At 51.9% G+C, this 18,426-nt stretch carries 16 protein-coding genes; 9 read left to right on the top strand and 7 right to left on the bottom strand.

The window, feature by feature from the left end; translation table 11 throughout:
- Together LWL52_RS02760 and LWL52_RS02755 are read left to right on the top strand one after the other, a co-directional pair.
- Window positions 1-1,431 (top strand): PKD domain-containing protein, encoded by a 1,431-nt coding sequence (locus tag LWL52_RS02760; RefSeq protein ID WP_242916710.1) that lies wholly within the window; start codon window positions 1-3, stop codon window positions 1,429-1,431.
- Between the two features lie 99 nt (window positions 1,432-1,530).
- On the top strand, window positions 1,531-2,421 hold the full coding sequence (locus tag LWL52_RS02755) for a glycoside hydrolase family 16 protein (protein WP_242916708.1): 891 nt from the start codon (window positions 1,531-1,533) through the stop codon (window positions 2,419-2,421).
- Window positions 2,422-2,512: 91 nt separating this feature from the next.
- Here LWL52_RS02755 and LWL52_RS02750 read toward each other — a convergent pair whose 3' ends face one another.
- The 3 genes from LWL52_RS02750 to LWL52_RS02740 form a co-directional block, all read right to left on the bottom strand.
- The gene (locus LWL52_RS02750; RefSeq protein ID WP_242916706.1) at window positions 2,513-3,967 is read right to left on the bottom strand and encodes a glycoside hydrolase family 30 protein; all 1,455 of its coding nucleotides are present in this window, start codon (window positions 3,965-3,967) and stop codon (window positions 2,513-2,515) included.
- 373 nt (window positions 3,968-4,340) lie between these two features.
- Window positions 4,341-5,621, bottom strand: coding sequence for an erythromycin esterase family protein (locus LWL52_RS02745; RefSeq protein WP_242916704.1), 1,281 nt, complete (start codon window positions 5,619-5,621; stop codon window positions 4,341-4,343).
- Between the two features lie 142 nt (window positions 5,622-5,763).
- Window positions 5,764-6,498, bottom strand: a complete 735-nt coding sequence (locus LWL52_RS02740; protein WP_242916702.1) for a DUF4197 domain-containing protein — start codon at window positions 6,496-6,498, stop codon at window positions 5,764-5,766.
- Window positions 6,499-6,564: 66 nt separating this feature from the next.
- Between LWL52_RS02740 and LWL52_RS02735 the strand changes: the two genes are divergently transcribed.
- The 5 genes from LWL52_RS02735 (at window position 6,565) to LWL52_RS02715 (ending at window position 11,286) form a co-directional block, all read left to right on the top strand.
- Window positions 6,565-7,824: a competence/damage-inducible protein A gene (locus tag LWL52_RS02735; protein ID WP_242916700.1), complete on the top strand. Its 1,260-nt coding sequence runs from the start codon at window positions 6,565-6,567 to the stop codon at window positions 7,822-7,824.
- A gap of 151 nt (window positions 7,825-7,975) precedes the next feature.
- Window positions 7,976-9,328 (top strand): dihydrolipoamide acetyltransferase family protein, encoded by a 1,353-nt coding sequence (locus LWL52_RS02730; RefSeq protein WP_242916698.1) that lies wholly within the window; start codon window positions 7,976-7,978, stop codon window positions 9,326-9,328.
- A 132-nt stretch (window positions 9,329-9,460) separates the two neighbouring features.
- Entirely contained in the window at window positions 9,461-10,021 is a 561-nt protein-coding gene (locus LWL52_RS02725; protein ID WP_242916696.1) for a cupin domain-containing protein, read from the top strand.
- A gap of 98 nt (window positions 10,022-10,119) precedes the next feature.
- Window positions 10,120-10,635 carry a hypothetical protein gene (locus LWL52_RS02720; protein ID WP_242916694.1) on the top strand — a complete coding sequence of 172 codons (516 nt, stop codon included), beginning with the start codon at window positions 10,120-10,122 and terminating at the stop codon, window positions 10,633-10,635.
- A gap of 45 nt (window positions 10,636-10,680) precedes the next feature.
- On the top strand, window positions 10,681-11,286 hold the full coding sequence (locus LWL52_RS02715) for a hypothetical protein (protein WP_242916692.1): 606 nt from the start codon (window positions 10,681-10,683) through the stop codon (window positions 11,284-11,286).
- Window positions 11,287-11,360: 74 nt separating this feature from the next.
- On the opposite strand, the gene LWL52_RS02710 is transcribed toward LWL52_RS02715, so the two are convergent.
- Window positions 11,361-13,991: a valine--tRNA ligase gene (locus LWL52_RS02710; protein ID WP_242916690.1), complete on the bottom strand. Its 2,631-nt coding sequence runs from the start codon at window positions 13,989-13,991 to the stop codon at window positions 11,361-11,363.
- A 345-nt stretch (window positions 13,992-14,336) separates the two neighbouring features.
- The gene (locus LWL52_RS02705; RefSeq protein WP_242916688.1) at window positions 14,337-14,687 is read right to left on the bottom strand and encodes a 4Fe-4S dicluster domain-containing protein; all 351 of its coding nucleotides are present in this window, start codon (window positions 14,685-14,687) and stop codon (window positions 14,337-14,339) included.
- Between the two features lie 114 nt (window positions 14,688-14,801).
- On the opposite strand from LWL52_RS02705, the gene LWL52_RS02700 reads away from it, so the two are divergent.
- A complete protein-coding gene (locus tag LWL52_RS02700; protein WP_242920635.1) occupies window positions 14,802-15,812 on the top strand; it encodes an acyl-CoA reductase in 1,011 nt (336 codons plus the stop codon).
- A 79-nt stretch (window positions 15,813-15,891) separates the two neighbouring features.
- Window positions 15,892-16,191, top strand: coding sequence for a hypothetical protein (locus tag LWL52_RS02695; RefSeq protein ID WP_242916686.1), 300 nt, complete (start codon window positions 15,892-15,894; stop codon window positions 16,189-16,191).
- A gap of 110 nt (window positions 16,192-16,301) precedes the next feature.
- Here LWL52_RS02695 and LWL52_RS02690 read toward each other — a convergent pair whose 3' ends face one another.
- Both LWL52_RS02690 and trhO read right to left on the bottom strand, forming a co-directional pair.
- Complete coding sequence (locus LWL52_RS02690; RefSeq protein WP_242916684.1) at window positions 16,302-17,159, bottom strand: nucleoside phosphorylase; 858 nt, start codon at window positions 17,157-17,159, stop codon at window positions 16,302-16,304.
- 167 nt (window positions 17,160-17,326) lie between these two features.
- A complete protein-coding gene (gene trhO / locus LWL52_RS02685) occupies window positions 17,327-18,295 on the bottom strand; it encodes an oxygen-dependent tRNA uridine(34) hydroxylase TrhO (RefSeq protein ID WP_242916682.1) in 969 nt (322 codons plus the stop codon).
- Window positions 18,296-18,426: the final 131 nt, after the last annotated feature.

The following is an 18,426-nucleotide window of genomic DNA, read 5'->3' as shown; positions in this document are numbered from 1 at the left end:
ATGAAGTTTATAAGAAATATTTCCAACTATTTATATGCGGCGCTGTTTGTCGGTTTCGTAACCGCTTGTAGCCCCGACGATCCGGATGCTGTGCTAGCGCCTGCGCCCACTTCGGAGATGGTGCAGTTTACGGTTACCCCTGCTACCGACAACCCCAATATGGTTGTTTTCACTAACCAGACTCCAGGCACCATGAAAGCCATGTGGGACCTGGGAAATGGCGCAGCTGCCGTTGGTAACCAGGCCACCGGCGCCTATGCAGTAGCAGGTGACTACACCGTAAAACTCACCATCTTTACCAATGGCGGTTATGCTACCAGCACCAAAACGGTGCATATCCAGAACACCAATGTAGCCATGCTCAACAGAGAAGATTATAACTTCTTAACGGGTGGTGCCCAAAAGGCCGAAGGCAAAACCTGGGTTATTGAGAAGGAATATGCCGGGCACATGGGCGTAGGCCCTATAGGAGCAGCAACGCCGGAGTGGTGGTCTGCGCCAGCAAACGACAAGGCTGCCGAAGGCATTTACGATGATGAAATGACTTTTAACCTGAACGGCTTTGCTTATACTTACAACAACCACGGCAATACGTTTGTGAACGGGTCTAATGCTGCCGGACTGGGTGGCAAAGCGCAAAGTGCAGACTATACTTTGCCTTATACGCCGCCAACAGGTATGGCATGGAGCATTGTAGAGGAAAACGGTAAGAAGTACCTCGACCTCTCTAAAAATGGCTTTATCGCTTACTATACCGGCGCCTCGCGTTACGAAATACTGAAGCTGACCGAGAATGAGCTCTACCTTAAAACCACCGATGCCTCTAACGCCGGAAACGGTTGGTGGCTGCGCCTAGTACCAAAGGGCTACAGCCGGCCGGTAGAACCAAAACCATATAAAATGGAGGATATAGCCGATAATTTTGATGTGGATGGTAATTTAACTTGGAAAACCGAAGCCTTAACCCTGGTAGAAAGCTACGATAACCCGGCGCCGGTGCCGATCAACACGTCTGCCAAGGTAGCCATGTATGTAAAAAAGGACGGTCAGCCTTTTGAGTTTGCAAACATGTTTGCAGATTTTGCCTATAAGTTTGACCTCACCAAACGCCATGTATTCAAAATCAAAGTATACGTACCCGGCTACAATGACTTTACAACTGCCGCCGGCGAAGACTGGGCTAACAAGAATCTGCTGAAGCAGGTTTCTATTAAGCTGCAGGATGGCACCTCGGCTCAGCCATGGGTAAACCAGGTAGAGATCAAGCAGCAGGTAGACCAGCTTGACAGATGGGTGGAGCTCACCTTTGACTTTGGCGCTGCAGAAATAATGAACAAAAAGGACCTGGATAGAATTGTAATTCAGGTGGGTGGTGAAGGCAACTTTATCCCCGGCATTTTCTTCCTGGATGATTTCAGGCTAGAAAAATAACCCTTACTTAAAAAAGCCGGAGCCGTAAATGACTCCGGCTTTTTTATGCCTAAATTAGGCAGCAACAAAGCTTCCTTAACCCGCTATCATACTTAAAATATGCATCCCATAAAAGTCAAAAACAACTACCTGTCCCTACTTTTGATAGCCATACTTGGCCCCGTGCTCACTTTTGCCTCCTGTTCCGAGAAAGGAGGTTCTGATCTTCCGCCTGCGCCAACTCCCAAGCCGCAGGGCCCTCCCACTGACAAAGGCTGGACCTTTGAAACTGCACCTGTTTGGGCTGATGAATTTGATTACAGTGGCGTTCCTAATCCGGCCAAGTGGGGCTATGACATAGGCGGTGACGGCTGGGGCAACAACGAGCTGCAGTACTATACCAACAGCGATAAAAATGCGAAAGTAGCAGATGGTAAACTAACGATAACCGCCCGCAAAGAAAGTACCAACGGCAGAGAGTACTCCTCTGCCCGGCTGGTAAGCAAAGGCAAAGGCGATTTCCTTTACGGTAGGTTCGAGATAAAGGCAAAGCTTCCGACAGGCAAGGGTACCTGGCCGGCGATCTGGATGCTCCCCACCGACTGGGCCTATGGCGGATGGCCTAAATCCGGTGAGATCGATATCATGGAGCATGTGGGTTATGACCAGAATAATGTACACATCACGGTACATACCGAAGCCTATAACCATGCCCTGAATACGCAGAAAGGCAACAGCAGGATCATCCCGACGGCCAGTACAGCATTTCATGTTTACCGGATCGACTGGACACCATATGCCATAAAAGGCTATATAGATGATGAGTTGGTGATGACATTTGTAAACGAAGGCAAAGGATCCGCCGTGTGGCCTTTTAATAAGCAGTTTCACCTGCTGATGAACATAGCCGTAGGTGGCAACTGGGGTGGCGCCCAGGGCGTTGATCCAAGTGTATACCCACAAGCAATGGAAATCGATTATGTGCGCGTGTATAAAATGATTGAAAAATAAGTTGTAAGCCAGCAAAAAAGAAGAGACCCTGCACATGATTTGCAGGGCCTCTTTGCTTGATAGTCAACTCCTCTTTAATATGGCAGGATAGCTACCAGACATACGTGCCCACGGCACCGGGTTTTAGCGATGAAACAGCCACTTTGCCACGGAAACGAATATTGAAGGTCTGAGTGGTTCCGCTATCATTGAGCACAAGCAGCACCTTTTGCCCATCGGGCGTCTGGAACGCTACATTTTGCAAGGCACCGGGCACGTTGGTGGCTACACGTACAGAACCAGGCCGCACAAACTTGGAAGCATGGGCCACAACATAGTATGCCGTGTTGCGGGTCACCTGCCCTTCCCGGCTCACCGTAACGGCAGGCAAACAACTCGTGCAGCCACCATCCGTATGGGGCCCCAACTCAGGATTGGCTGCCAGGTTCCACTCTAAAACAGTACGGCTCCAGTTTCGGGTAGCCCCGACGAGGAGATTCTTCACATGCCAGGCCAGGTCACTGCTGAAATTACCCGGCGCGCCGATCCACTGCTCTGTAAAATAAATGTTCTTGTCCGGGTGCGCCGTATGCACCTCCGATAAGGCATGAATCCCGCCGGCATACAAGTGAAAAGCAGACCCATCGACATACTTGCGGGCTTCGGGGTCATTTAAAATGGAAATCGGGTAGTCGATCCGGTCTGTATTATGATCATAGAGAATGATCTTGGTGCTGAGGTTGGCAACCTGAAATGCTGGCCCAATACGCTGTTTGATAAATTGTGCCTGCTCTGCTGCCGACATTAGCATACTAGGGTTATTGCTCGGGTTTAGCGGCTCGTTCTGTAGCGTAATGGCATCAATCCGGATACCTTCTGCCTGCATTGCCTGGATGTATTTTACAAAATACCGGGCGTACGCATCATAATATTCCGGTTTTAAGCTTCCACCGATAAAGCTTTTATTTGTCTTCATCCACTCCGGTGCAGTCCAGGGAGAGCCTAGTATTTTGATTGCCGGATTTATGGCCAGAATCTCATTAAGCACCGGAATGAGATCCGCTTTATCCCGTGACAAGCTGAATCTGAGCATTTCAGGATCCGTTTCCCCCGACGAAAGATCATTATAGGTAAAAACCTGTCCGTTCAGATCAGAAGCGCCGATGCTGATGCGCAGATAACTCACACCAATATTTTTGCCATCCGTAGCAAAAAGCTCCTTTAGCAAAGCAGCCCTCTCCACAGCATTCATCCGGTTCATCACATAAGCGCTGCCGCCCGTCAGGGTATAGCCAAAGCCGTCAATCGTTTGGAATAGCTGCGTGGTATCGATTTCGATCGTTTGGTTCTGGTTAGAGACAGCTGTAAAGTTGAGGCTCTCCTTTTGCTCGGCAAACAGAACTGATTTATCGGGGTTGGTTAGCCAGAAGGCTACTTGTGAGCGCTCAGAAGCAGGAACCTCCGGTGCATCCGGCTTATACGTCTCCTTGTTTTCTTTACAGCTAACATGGCAGAGCAGCAGAACGGCAAAAAGGCAAGTATAGAAGCAGTTATTTTTACGAGTCATACCCATGTTTTCTGATTACAAAAGCAGGTAAAGGTAACCTTAAATAGGATCACCATACACGTTAATTGCAAAAACCGCCGGGGAACATGTCGGTTTTAAGAGATAAAGAAAAACAACCGGGATAGGGCAAGTATGGATTCGTGACTTTTGAAGGAAAAGATGATCTTTATAGTTTACTAAAAGCGCCAGCAAGGTATAGTTTGCTTATTTCCGGGTGCCCCTCTCCTGCTGCTATCTAGTATAAATACGGTGCTACAAAGTGCTACTTATATTTTACTTCAAAGTGCACCCCGCATTCTCCCCTATAAACGCTAATCTGGCATCAAACCAATGGAGAAGTAAAACCTGATCCGCTGTAGTTGTCTCGCTCCAATCAGTAATTCCAGGGGTAGAGTTCGGGCTCTTTGCCGCCGCGGGTTTTCATGTGGAGCGGATGCACGGCTTCGGTTTCGTCGAAGTATACAAAGGCATCGTAGCGCTCGGGAATAATAGAGGGGACATAGTTGCCGAACTGCTCGAATTTAGGATCATACACCACCCCAATAGCCCGGTGACCAATGCGATGCTGCAAGGCTGGTGCCTCGCGCAAATGTTTTATCAGGATGATCTTGTCCTCGGTGCTGATCTCGTGCAGCATACTTTCCCAGCTGCCTTTTGTGGCAGGCGGCACCTCCATCTTCTGCATCGGTGCTCCCCACGACTTGCCAGCAATCACAGAGCCCTGGTAGGTGCCAAAGCCGACCAGCTTTACCTGGTCCCGGCCATACTTCTCGCGGGCCAGTTGCCCGATATTATACATGCCGTCATCAGCCATATCTGTGGCGCGGGCATCGCCAATGTGCGTGTTATGTTCCCAAACGATCGCTTTGCTTTCAGGCCCGTGAAACGCCAGCAGATTGTCCAGCGTCAGCATCATGTGGCTGTCGCGCACGTTCCACGAGCTGGCGCCTCCCCGGATCATGGCCCGGTAATAACGCTCCGCATTGGTGGCTACTAACGCATTTTGTCTGGTATTGAATTCCTGTTCGGGGTCTTCGGCAAAAATGCGTTGCTTTGATATCCGCTGCAGCATCTCGATCACTTCGTTCTCGCAGTCGGTGGGTACAAAGGCTGTGGCGCGGGCATAGGTCTGCGGGTCGCGGTTATAAGGCTCAAAGCAGTTGATGGCATTGCGGGCAGCCTCGGCGGCCTGTCCATCATTGTGCTCCAGGTATTTCAGGATCTGGTCCAGCGACTCCCACAGGCTGTAAACATCCAGCCCATAAAAGCCTGCTTTTTCGTTTACGCCCCGGGCATTGTTATAATCCCGCATCCACTCTATCAGGGCCGCTACCTCCCAATTGGCCCACATCCAGGTAGGCCAGCGCCGGTACACCTGCAGCACATCGGCTATCTTGCTGGCCGCATTCTGATAGCCTTTTATCAGGCGGTTCACGGCATAACACTCGGGCCAGTCGCCCTCCACGGCTACAAAACGGAAGCCCTTTTCCATGATCAGCCGCCTGGATATAGCTGTGCGCCAGGTATAATACTCTGATGTGCCATGCGATCCCTCTCCCAGCATTACCACCCGGGCATCCCCAATTTCCCCGATCAGCACATCCAGGTCTTTTTCTTTGGTAAGGGGGGTATACCTAATCTGCTTGTTTTCCATAGTCTCTCCTGTCAGCTAGCGGGCGCGGCTACTAAAGTGTGCTGTATTGTACTTTTATTCAACGCTTTATGTTCCATTAAAAAAAACACCCGCTATACTTCTGAGTAAGGCGGGTGTTTCTTTTAGTAAAAGCCCCTAACCATTAGGATGGGCTTTGTCGGGAAAAAACCCGGCGCAGCAGCTCGGTAGTGCGGGCCACCGGGTTTTCGCGGATATTGGCCTCTTCCTGGGCTACTAGCGTAAATAACCCGTCTATAGCTTTGCGAGTGGCATAATCCTTCAAGTCTGGATTAGCTTTCTGCACAAGCGGAATTTTGTTGTACTCGCCTACAATATTGGCATAGTAACGGGTAGCATTCGTTTTCTCCAATGATTGTACCATCACCGGGCTAAAGGCAGTGTAGAGTTGCTGCGAGGTAGTACGCTTCAGGTATTGGGTAGCCGCATCTTTGTCGCCCCGCAGGATGGCCCAGGCATCGGCAATGGTCATTTGCTTGATGGCGCTCAGGAAAATAGGCACCGCGCTCTTGGCTGCATCTTCGGCGCCGCGGTTCAGGGTCAGTATAAACTTATCTACCTCGCTGCCCAGGCCCACTTTGCGCAACGTGTTTTCCACGCGCTGCACATCTTCCGGAAACGGAATACGGATCAATGAGTTTTTGTAGTAGCCATCGGTCTGAGAGGCCTGCCCGGCACCGCTCTTAATGCCGATTTCCAGGGCTTGCTTCAGCCCCATGGCTACTTCGGAGCTGGTTACGGGGCTTCCGGTTGCCGTGCCTGCCAGCACATCGCCCATGGTGCGCTGCACCTCGGCCACGGTACAGGCCGAAGCTCCGAGGCTAAGGAGAAGGAGTGATGCGTAAACTTGTTTTTTCATATCGTCAGAACATCTTTAACTTGAATCAGTTTTCGTAATCTACGCACAAATCAGACCAAAATATTTATGAAAGCAGTTATCGCAGAGATCATCACCATCGGAGACGAAATTCTCTACGGCCAGATCGTGGATACAAACTCGGCCTGGTTAGGTACCGAGCTCACCAATATTGGCATAAAGGTACAGCAGATCACGTCTATTTCTGATGATGCCGGCCATATTGTGCAGGCCTTGGATGCTGCCCGCGGCAGAGCCGATGTGATTCTGATAACCGGCGGCCTGGGCCCTACCAAAGATGACCTGACCAAAACGGTGCTGACCGACTACTTTCATACTACGCTCCGGCTGCACGAGCCCTCCCTGGCCGATGTAACGGAGATCTTCTCGAAAAGGGGCCGCCCAATAACCGAGCTCAACCGCCAGCAGGCGTTCCTGCCGGAAAGCTGCACGCCTGTCCGGAACGTGCTGGGCACAGCACCTGGTATGTGGTTTGAAGAAGACGGGAAAATATTTGTGTCGATGCCGGGCGTGCCGTTCGAAATGAAGCGCATGATGACCGACACGGTGCTGGTAAAACTGAAGGCTAATTTTAAAACCCCGGTGATCCGGCACAGCGTGGTGCAGACCACCGGCCTGGCCGAATCCATCCTTGCCGATAAGCTGGAAGACTGGGAAACGCACCTGCCCCCGCACCTTAAACTCGCCTATCTACCCCACCTGGGAGGCGTGCGCCTGCGCCTGACCGGCCAGGGCGATCATGCCGAACTGCTGGATCGGGAACTGCAAACAGAAACGGCTAAGTTGTCGCACATCATCCCGAACTATATTTTTGCTTATGGCGAGGTGCCCCTGGAGGAAGCCATCGGGCGGCTTTTAAAAGAAAAAGGCCTGACCATAGCCACCGCCGAAAGCTGCACAGGCGGCTTACTGGCCCACAAACTCACCAGTATAGCAGGCAGCTCTAGCTACTACCAGGGCAGCGTGATTGCCTACCACAACGAGGTAAAAATGCGCGAGCTGCAGGTAAAAGCTGAAACCCTGGCGCAGCATGGCGCCGTAAGTGAAGCCACCGTGCGGGAGATGGCCGAAAATGTACGCCTGAAATTCGGGACAAGTATAGGCGTAGCGACCAGCGGCATTGCCGGTCCCGACGGCGGCACCCCCGACAAACCGGTGGGCACCATCTGGATTGCGTATGCCGACAAGTATAAAACCGAAGCCCGGCAGCTTTATTTCAACAAAAACAGGCTGCTCAACATCGAATATACCGCTATGGCGGTTTTGAACCTGATTCGGCAAAGTTTAGGTGCTGCGGTTGAGGAATAGGGTAAAATCCTTAACTTTGTTTCAAAATAGATATTAGTATATAGATGCCAGACAGTAGAATCCTCTGCGCGTAAGTAGTTGCTTACTTTAGTGATTTATCTGCGTCTAAAATCTAACGTCTAAAATCCAGCATCTTAGAAATTAACGACATATGGCACTTGTAGAAATGGTTATGCCCAAGATGGGCGAGAGTATCATGGAAGGTACCGTTCTGAAATGGCTCAAAAGCGTAGGCGATACCATTGAGCAGGATGAGTCGGTGCTGGAAGTAGCAACCGATAAAGTGGATACCGAGGTACCTGCCATACAAGGCGGTATACTGAAAGAGATACTGGTACAGGAAGGCGACGTGGTGGCGGTAGGCGCCCCAATAGCCATTATTGCAACCGATGGTGAAGCAACCGATTCGGCTCCCGCTCCGGCGGCCAAGGCACCTGCTGCTATTGTACCGGAAGCTGCGCCGCAGCAAACGCTTGCCGCTATGGCACCAAGCGATGCCTTTGCCAAACTCGACGAACCTGCTTCAGGCCGTTTCTACTCGCCGCTGGTGCTCAACATCGCCCGCGAAGAAGGCATTTCGATGCAGGAACTGGAGTTTATACCTGGTACTGGCAACGAAGGCCGCGTGTCTAAAAAAGATATCCTGGCGTACGTAGAGAACCGCAGCAACGCGCCGCAGCAGGCCGCGCCACAACCACAGGCAACAACTCCGGCCCCTGTGGCAGCGCCACAGGCGGCTCCGGCCACCCAGCCGCAGGCCGCACCTGTCGTTAAGCCGGCGGCTTCGTACACGGGCAACGTAGAGATGATCGAAATGGACCGCATGCGCAAAATGATTGCCGACCGCATGGTGGACAGCAAGCGCATTTCGCCGCACGTTACCTCGTTTGTAGAGGCCGACGTGACCAACCTGGTGAACTGGCGCAACAAATGGAAGGATGTGTACAAGAAGCGCGAAGGCGAGAACCTGACCTTTACGCCCCTCTTTATCGAAGCCATTGCCAAAGCGATCAAAGATTTCCCGATGATCAACGTGTCAGTGGATGGCAGTACCATCATCCGTCACAAAGACATCAACGTGGGTATGGCCGTAGCGCTGCCCAGCGGTAACCTGATCGTGCCCAATATCAAGAATGCCGACCAGCTGAACCTGAACGGATTGACCAAAAAAGTAAACGATCTGGCCAACCGCGGCCGCCTCAACAAGCTGACACCGGACGATCTGGCGGGCGGTACTTATACCGTATCAAATGTAGGCTCGTTTGGCAACGTGATGGGTACGCCTATCATCATGCAGCCGCAGGTAGCCATTATGGCGGTGGGCGCTATCAAAAAGAAGCCGGCCGTGATCGAGACACCGGAAGGCGACCTGATCGGCATCCGCCACTTTATGTTCCTGTCGCACTCCTACGACCACCGCGTGGTAGATGGTTCGCTGGGAGGTATGTTTGTGCGCCGTGTGGCCGATTACCTCGAGAACTTTGATGTGAATACCATTATCTAAGCCTGAGCTTCTCCCCTATACTATAAAGCCTGCCCCAGCCTCTGGGGCAGGCTTTATAGTATAGGCCTTCTGAAACGCACGTTTTACGTACAACCGGAGAGGCTATTGCTGCACAAATTAAACCTCACCGACATGAAACGAAGCAACTTTATTGGCTTGCTGCTGGCGGCTGTTCCGCTTGCTGCCTTTGCAAAAACAACTCCCTATACTTTCGGGGGCGAAAAGGGTTTCAAAGTCAGCGCCGGAGAAGGCAGGTACCACGGGCACCTGAGACTCAAGGGCGTAAACGAGAATGTGCTGGATGTGAAAGTATCCGGGAAAGACAACAACGGGGCACTGGCCATATTCGAGCAGACCAGCTTATCGCCCAAAAGAGGAACGCCGCTGCACCTGCATCATGCGCAGGACGAGATTTTCTACGTGCTGGAAGGAGCGTACCAATTCCAGGTAGGCCCGGATAAACACCAGCTTAAAACAGGCGACAGCATTTTTCTACCCCGGAAAGTACCGCATGCCTGGACGCAGCTTAGCCAGAGCGGAAAGATGACGGTGATCGTGCAGCCCGCTGGTAAGCTGGAGAACTTCTTTGTCACGATGGCCAATTTAACGGAGGAACCCTCCCAGGAGCGCATCGCCCAAATCTTTGCAGACAACGACATGGAAGTGGTGGGGCCGCCTTTAACAGTGGAGTAGCACCACCTGGTTAAGAGACCGCCCGCGGCACACCTGTCCTTTGCTTTTACATAATTTCTTCCCATCTTTCCGGCCAAAGTAATAAAGCGCACTACGCTATGAAAAACATCCTTCCTTCGATCCTGGCCATCATTTTCCTGTTCCTGGCTATTTACTTTTACTGGCAGAAACACGAGGCGGAAAGCCGCCTGGCGATTGCCGATAAGCAGGTAGAAAAAATAGATAAAAACCTGGAACAGAAAGAAGCAGCCGTAGACTCGCTGGAAAGTATTGTGCCGGCGCCCGACACCATGGAACTGGTACCTCCGGGCGGAGCTGCTTTTGTGGATGAGTTGGGCTCGCTGAGTGAAAGCGATATTGCCCGGTTGCAGCGAAAAGGCCTGAAAAACCCGGAATCCGATCTGCTGAATGATCTGAACCGGAACCAGGACAAACTGATTTCTGCAAAAGGCACCATGGGCGGCACCATGGCCATCCGCGACAGCCGCATCCTGAACGACCGCTATGCCCTGGCCTACTACGAGGACGGCCACAACGGCGGCTACCTGCTGCTGAAGTATACGGTCAACAACGGCGCCATCAGCTGGACAGTGATCGATAACTCGGGTTTGTAAAGAAAGGCATGTATTTTGAGTACAGGAAGTATAAACTAAAAACTGATGCCGATGCTGTTCATCCATACGATACTTCCGTGGCTGCTCCCACTGTTTATACTTGGCACGCCCGACACGCTACTGCTGCAACAGGACATGGCGCAGGACCTGGCCAGGCTACAGGGCAACAGCGGCTATTACATCAGCGATAACGGTTCTGCCTCACCTTCGCTGCAAACGGTAGCCGCCGATCTGCAGCTTTTTGCAGTTGCCGCAGGTATGGACCTCTCGCAGGCCACGTATACGACCAACCGGCAGGGTAATCACCAGGTAGACAAGTGGCAATTTGCAGCCGGTGAGATCCGAACGATTTACCAGATCCGAAGCACCGTGCACCTGGACACCGTGGTAACGCAGCAATACCTGGATAACCGCCCGCCCACCCGGCAGCATATCACCAACAATTTCACCTTCCGGACCTATGCTGTCGCAACGGCATCCAACCCGCTGAAGCTATACTACCTCACCGAGCAGGACCAGGGCTTGCTGACCTACAGCATTGGGGAGCGGCAGGTGCAGCTTGGCTATGCCCGCAAAAAAGAAGGTCTGGTGGATGTGTTGCCCCAACTAGAGCAGGAAGTAAACCGCCTCCTGAAAAGTACAGTGAATTAAGAAATAGCCTTAAAACAAAGCGGCCGTTCCCACGAAGAGAGCGGCCGCTTTGTTTTTAAAGGCTATTGCTATACTTAAAGTGTTGCCAGGCTTTGCTCGATGGCATTGATCTTGGCTTCGGCATCGGCCTGCTTCTTGCGCTCGTTGGTGATAACGGCCTCCGGGGCACCGCTCACAAAACGCTCGTTGCTCAGCTTTTTCTGAACTGCCAGCAGGAAACCTTTCGTGTATTCCAGCTCCTTTTGCAGGCGCTCGCGCTCGGCAGCCACGTCAATGTTGCCTTCCATCGGGATAAAGAACTCATCGCCACCTTCCACAAAACTGATCGCGCCTTCCTGCGTCTCGCTTACAAAGCTAACTTCATTGATGCCTGCCAGCTTGCGGATAATGCCCAGGAACTGCTCATACTTAGCCTCGCTCATAACTTTAACAGCCAGGTCGAGCTGCTTGTTGTTGGGGATGTTCTTGGCATTACGGATGTTGCGCACGGCACCAACAATGTTCAGGATGCTCTCCATGCCGGTCACGATGCTCTTATCGAATTTATCCTTCTTCGGCCAGGGAGCCACAATCAGGTATTCTTTGGGCTTGCGCTCCTTCAGCTCGTGCCAGATCTCCTCGGTGATAAACGGCATAAACGGATGCAGCACTTTCAGCACTTTCTCCAGTATGGCTACCGTTGCATCCAGCGTCTGCTTATCGATGGGCTGCTGGTAGGCGGGCTTAATCATCTCCAGGTAGTTGGAGCAGAAATCGTCCCATACCAGTTTATACACGGTGAGCAGGGCATCTGATATCCTGAATTTCTCGAAGTGATCTTCCAACTGCACAAAGGCCTGGTTAAAGCGCGCCTCAAACCAGCTGATAGCCGTTTCGTTCGGGCAGGGCAGGTTTTCGTCCACTTCCCAACCTTTGATCAGACGGAAAGCGTTCCAGATCTTGTTACTGAAGTTACGGCCCTGCTCCACCAGTTTTTCGTCGAAAAGCAGGTCGTTGCCGGCCGGCGAGCTGAACAACATGCCTGCGCGAACGCCATCGGCGCCATAGGTTTCGATCAGATCCAACGGATCGGGCGAGTTGCCCAGCGACTTAGACATTTTGCGGCCCTGCGCATCGCGCACAATGCCTGTCAGGTATACGTTGCGGAAAGGTAGCTCATTTCGGAACTCATACCCGGCCATGATCATGCGGGCCACCCAGAAAAAGAGGATCTCGGGGGCCGTTACCAGGTCGTTGGTCGGGTAGTAGTATAAAATATCTTTGTTGTCGGGGTCTTTAAAGCCGTCGAATACGGAGATCGGCCACAGCCACGACGAGAACCAGGTGTCGAGCACATCTTCGTCCTGGCGCAGGTCGGTTAGTTGCAGGTCAGCGTTGCCGCTTTCCTTGCGGGCAAGTATAAGCGCATCTTCCGGCGTGGTGGCCACCACAAAGGTGCCGTCCGGCAGGTAATAGGCCGGGATCTGCTGACCCCACCACAGCTGGCGCGAAATACACCAGTCGCGGATGTTTTCCATCCAGGAGCGGTACATGTTCTTGAACTTGGGCGGGTGCAGGCGGATGTCATCGTTCATCACGGCATCCAGCGCCGGCTTGGCCATCTTATCCATCTTGCACCACCACTGCATCGACAAACGCGGCTCGATCACGGCACCTGTCCGCTCTGAGGTTTGCAGCACGCTTGGGTATTCTTCTATCTTCACCAGCAGTTCCGCTTCCTGCAGGTCCTTTACAATATTGCGGCGGGCGGCAAAACGATCCTGGCCAATGTATAACTGGGCTTTTTCGTTCAGTGTGCCGTCGTTGTGCAGGATATCAATAATAGGCAGGTTGTGCTTCTGGCCAAGGGCATAATCGTTCAGGTCGTGCGCCGGCGTTACTTTCAGGGCACCTGTACCAAAATCTATACTTACATACTCATCCAGTATCACCGGAATCACTTTGCCCAGCAACGGAATACGCACCTGCTTGCCGTGCAGATGGGTGTAGCGCTCATCGTTCGGGTTCACCGCCACCGCTACGTCGGCCATGATGGTTTCGGGGCGTGAGGTAGCCACGGTAATGTATGTTTTCTCGGCTCCGTCTGCTACCACTTCATACCGGAGGTGGTACATTTTGGCCATCGTTTCCTTCGGGATCACTTCTTCATCCGAAAGCGCGGTTTTGCCTTGCGGGTCCCAGTTCACCATGCGCACGCCACGGTAAATCAGGCCTTTGCGGTACAGGTCCACAAACACTTCGATCACAGCAGCGCTCAGGTCCTCTTCCATCGTGAAGCGGGTGCGGTCCCAGTCGCAGGAGGCGCCCAGCTTTTTCAGCTGATCTAAAATAATGCCGCCATACTTCTCCTTCCACTCCCAGGCATATTTGAGGAATTCTTCGCGGGTAATATCTTTTTTCTCGATGCCCCGCTCTTTCAGCATCGCCACTACTTTTGCTTCCGTGGCAATGGAAGCGTGGTCGGTGCCCGGTACCCAGCAGGCTTCTTTGCCCTGCATGCGTGCCCGGCGGATGAGGATATCTTGGATGGTATTGTTGAGCATGTGGCCCATGTGCAGCACGCCGGTTACGTTTGGCGGCGGAATTACAATGGTATAAGGCTCTTTGTTAGGGTTAGGCTCCGAATGGAAGAAGCCGCGCTGCATCCAGCTCTCGTACCACTTCTGTTCTACTTCCCTGGGGTTATATTTAGTTGCTATCGACATCGTACGCTTGTATATTCCTATGTTAGTGCAAATACAAAGCGTAAAATTAGGGAATTTGTGGCAATTTTTGGTTGATAATTGCCGATAGTTATCTGAATCAGGATTTTCAGAATTGAATAGACGGAGTTGTTTATACCTGCCCCTGCAGGCTGCTTAGTGGCTACTCATGTTAAACTTGTTCAAAGTACTTAGGCAATCCGGATAGGCACCTGTTTTATACTTGGAACAGAGAGCGTGTTCTAAATCCTGGTAATCCGTTCATTCTGAAATCCTGATACAGAACAGGAACAAAAAAACGCCTGCCCTTATGCGGGGCAGGCGTTCTTTTATTTTAATAATTTATACTTAGCTGGCCTGGTGGAGCCAGTCTTTTTTGGCTAGCAGTTCTTCTTCTGTTTCGCGGTAGTCGGGGTCGTCCACGCAGCAATCCACCGGGCAAACGGCGGCACACTGCGGCTCTTCGTGGAAGCCCATGCATTCGGTACATTTATCAGACACGATGTAGTAAAACTCCTCTGAAATAGGTGGTTGCGGAGCGTCGCCGGCAATTACCTCGCCGCCGTCGATCTCCACTTCCTTCAGATCGGTCCCTCCGCCCCAGGTCCACTCCATGCCACCTTCATAGATAGCTGTGTTCGGACATTCCGGCTCGCAGGCACCGCAGTTTATACATTCGTCCGTTATCATTATTGCCATAGTCGTATCTCCTGTATATTTTTTATACTTTTGTACTTCTTCTTTGTTTAAAGAACAAAATTAGAAACATTAAGTATCCGTATCAAATTATTTTTACGCTGCATGCAATTTGCCATGACCTTAGAGAACAGGATCGAAGCTTTTATAGAACTGGGGAAACAGCTCCAACGCCTTACCCCGGCCGAACGCAGCGAATGGGCCCACAGTGCTTTGTCGCGCAATTCCTGGTTCGATGAGGCCAATGTCTCGGCAGCCCTGGATGGCATCATCACGATGCTGGAGGAACAATACCTCCGTGAATGGCTTTACCCGTATCACCTCAAACAGGTTACACCAAAAAAGGTTGGCGTGGTAATGGCCGGCAACATTCCGATGGTGGGCTTTCATGATTTTCTGTCGGTGCTGCTGAGCGGCCACTACCTGCTGGCAAAACTGAGTACCGACGATGCCCCCCTGATGAAGCGCCTGGCCAACCTGCTGGTGAGCATCGAGCCGGCTTTTGCCAACCAGTTCGAGTTTGTGGAGTTGCTCAAAGAGGCCGATGCCCTGATTGCCACCGGCTCCGACAACACGGCCCGTTACTTTGAGTATTATTTTGCCAGCCGTCCCCACATCATCCGCAAGAACAGAACAAGTATAGCCGTGCTCACAGGGCATGAAGAACCCGATGACCTCAAGGCGCTCGGCGAGGATATTGTCCGCTATTACGGGCTGGGCTGCCGTAACGTATCCAAAGTGTTTGTGCCCGAAGGCTATACGTTCGACAAGTTTTTTGAGGCCAATGCCCACCGGGCCACCCTGCTCGATCACCATAAGTACCAGAACAACTACGACTACAACAAGTCTATCCTGCTGGTAAACCGCGAGCCGCATTTCGACAACGGCTTTATGCTGGTACGCCCCAGCCAGGAGCTCGTGTCGCCGATCTCGGTGCTCTTCTATGAAACCTTCAGCAGCCTGACCGACCTGCGGCATAAACTGGCCGAAGTAAAAAGCAAAACACAGGTGGTGGTGTCGGCACACGGCTGGCTGGAAGGCAGCATCCCGCTGGGAGAGGCCCAATGCCCCATGGTCTGGGATTATGCCGACGGCGTGGATACCCTGGCCTTCTTGCAGAAGCTATAAAATTTACGGCACCATATTAGCATCCGTATAGTTCGTTTACTATATTAGTTAGTGTTATAACGTTTACGATTAATCGCACATGGAAATTATCAACAAACCAATACCCCTGGTGGAGAAAGAAGAAATCCCTTCGTTCCAATTTGGGCAAGAAGATGTATTAACTGATCCGGAAGCCCGCAAAAAACGCATTGCAGACCTTAACCGCGCGGCCTCGCTGGGCAACGGGTACCACGGCAAAGTAGAAATCACCTTTAAAACGGTAGATGGAGAGCCCAAGCGCGTGGATACCACCGTGTGGACGCTGGACGAGAAATTTATCATGCTAAAAGCAGCCTGTGCCCTTCCGATCATCGCCATTCTGGGCATCGAGTTTTTCTAAGCCACACAGATCAGCGCTCCTGCTTCCTTTTGCGGAAGTAAAACAGGAGTAAAAGAAAAAGCCGCTGCAAGGAATGTGTCCTGCAGCGGCTTTTTTATACTTGCAAATACTTAAATCCGGTCCAGTACCTTCACGATCAGATTGTTAATCACCTCGTCGGCATTTTCGGCAAATTTTTGCGTGATGCGGTTGGCCACAATGGCGTTCAGCGACAGCACTTCGTGGTTCAGCAGGCGGCCCATACTATAATAACCGGCTGTTTCCATCTCAAAGTTGGTAAACTGATAGTCTCCCTGCCTAAAGTTCTGATACGTGTGGAGCAACGCGTCATTGCGCAGCCCGGCGCGCAGCACCCGCCCCTGCGGGGCGTAAAAGCCCGGGCAGGTTAGCGTGTTGCCCGGCAGCATGTCGTATGCGATCTTGTCGAGCAAATGTTGAGAGGCCGTGACCAGGTATGGCTGAAAGCCAAGCCCCAGTTCCTGCTGCAGCGCGCTGGTCAGTTTCAGTTCCTCTTCAGATTGGGGCAGCGGGTAAAAGGCCATCAGCGAGTCCAGGCCCACAGCGGTGTGTGAGGCCAGGTGGCTGCCCAGCGGCACGGATTCTTGCAGTGAGCCCGAGGTGCCCACCCGCACGATCTTCAGACTGATCTTCTCCTCGTTGGGTATACGCGTTCTGAAGTCGATGTTCACCAGCGCATCCAGCTCATTCATCAGGATATCGATGTTGTCGGTGCCCATGCCCGTGGAGATCACCGTCAGCCGCTTTCCTTTGTAGTAGCCCGTATGCGTCACAAACTCGCGCTTGGCCACCTGCACTTCCATCTCATCGAAGTACTGGCTTACCTTGGCCACGCGTTCCGGGTCGCCCACAGTAATAATGGTATCGGAGATATGTTCGGGCAGCAGGTTGAGGTGATAAATGCTTCCGTCGGGATTAATGATCAGTTCTGATTCTGGAATTGCAGCCATGGCTTTCTTCTTTTGTAAAGGACACAAGATAAAAGACATAAGACGTCAGACAAATTCCAGACCGCAAAGTCCTGTGTCCTGTGTCTGACGTCCAATGTCTTAACGAAGGTATAAATAAGAAAAGCGTGGCTGTTGAGCACACGCTTTTCTTTTGCTTTAGAGAATACTTAAACAGATACGTCGGATTTCTGTTTGCGGTTAAATCCTTTTAAGGGATTGTAGCCATTCATTTCTTTCTGGTAGTACCCGGTGCCGTCGTAGGGGCGTTTCTCCGGGTGCTCTTTGCAGGCCGTTGAGCAGGCGCCGTCCAGCTCCCAGCCGCATTTCTCGCAGATAGCCACGTGCAGGTTGCACACCGGGTTGGCGCAATTCACCATGCGGTCGTCGGGGGTGCCACACACATGGCAGGTAGAGATCACCTTCGGGTTCACGCTGTTCACGTCCACAGCCACCCGGTTGTCGAACACATAGCATTTGCCTTCAAAATCTTCGCCGCCGGCCTCCATGCCATACTTTATAATGCCGCCGTGCAGCTGGTATACGTTCTCAAAGCCCTGCTCCAGCAGAAAAGCGCTTGCCTTTTCGCATTTGATGCCGCCGGTGCAATAGGTCAGGATCTTCTTGTCTTTATACTTCTCTTTGAGCTCGTCTACTTTCTCGGGAAACTCACGGAAGTTCTCCATGTCCAGCGTTACGGCATTTTTAAAACGGCCAACGCTGTGCTCGTAATCCGAACGCACATCCAGCACCACCACGTCCTCGCGGTCTTTCATTTCCTTAAATTCTTTCGGAGAAAGGTGCACGCCGGTACGCTGATTCGGGTCGATGTGCAACAGGCCGGAATGCACGATCTCGGCTTTGGTGCGCACATGCAGCTTGGCAAAGGCGTGTTTGTCTGAGGTATCCACTTTAAAATCGATACTGGCAAAGCGCGGGTCCGCATGCATGCGCTGCATATACTGCTCGCAGTCTTCCTGCAGCCCCGAGATGGTGCCGTTTAGTCCCTCTTTGGAAATGATAATGCGGCCGAGCAGGTTCAGCTCCAGGCATAGCAGGTGATGCTCTTCCCGGAAAGCCTCCGGGTCTGCTATCGGGGTATAGCAGTAGTAAAGTAAGATAGAATAGGGTTTGCTCATAACGGCTTAGATTCAGCTAAGTGTTTTTGATTGTTTGCTCCTGCGGAGCTATGGTTAAATGGTCAAATGGTTGAATAGCTAAATTGTTGATCGATTTTTAACAATTAAACAGTTTAGCCATTTAGCCATTC

This window comes from Pontibacter liquoris (assembly GCF_022758235.1).
Taxonomy (GTDB): Bacteria; Bacteroidota; Bacteroidia; order Cytophagales; family Hymenobacteraceae; genus Pontibacter; species Pontibacter liquoris.
This window is presented reverse-complemented; position numbering and strand designations above follow the sequence as displayed.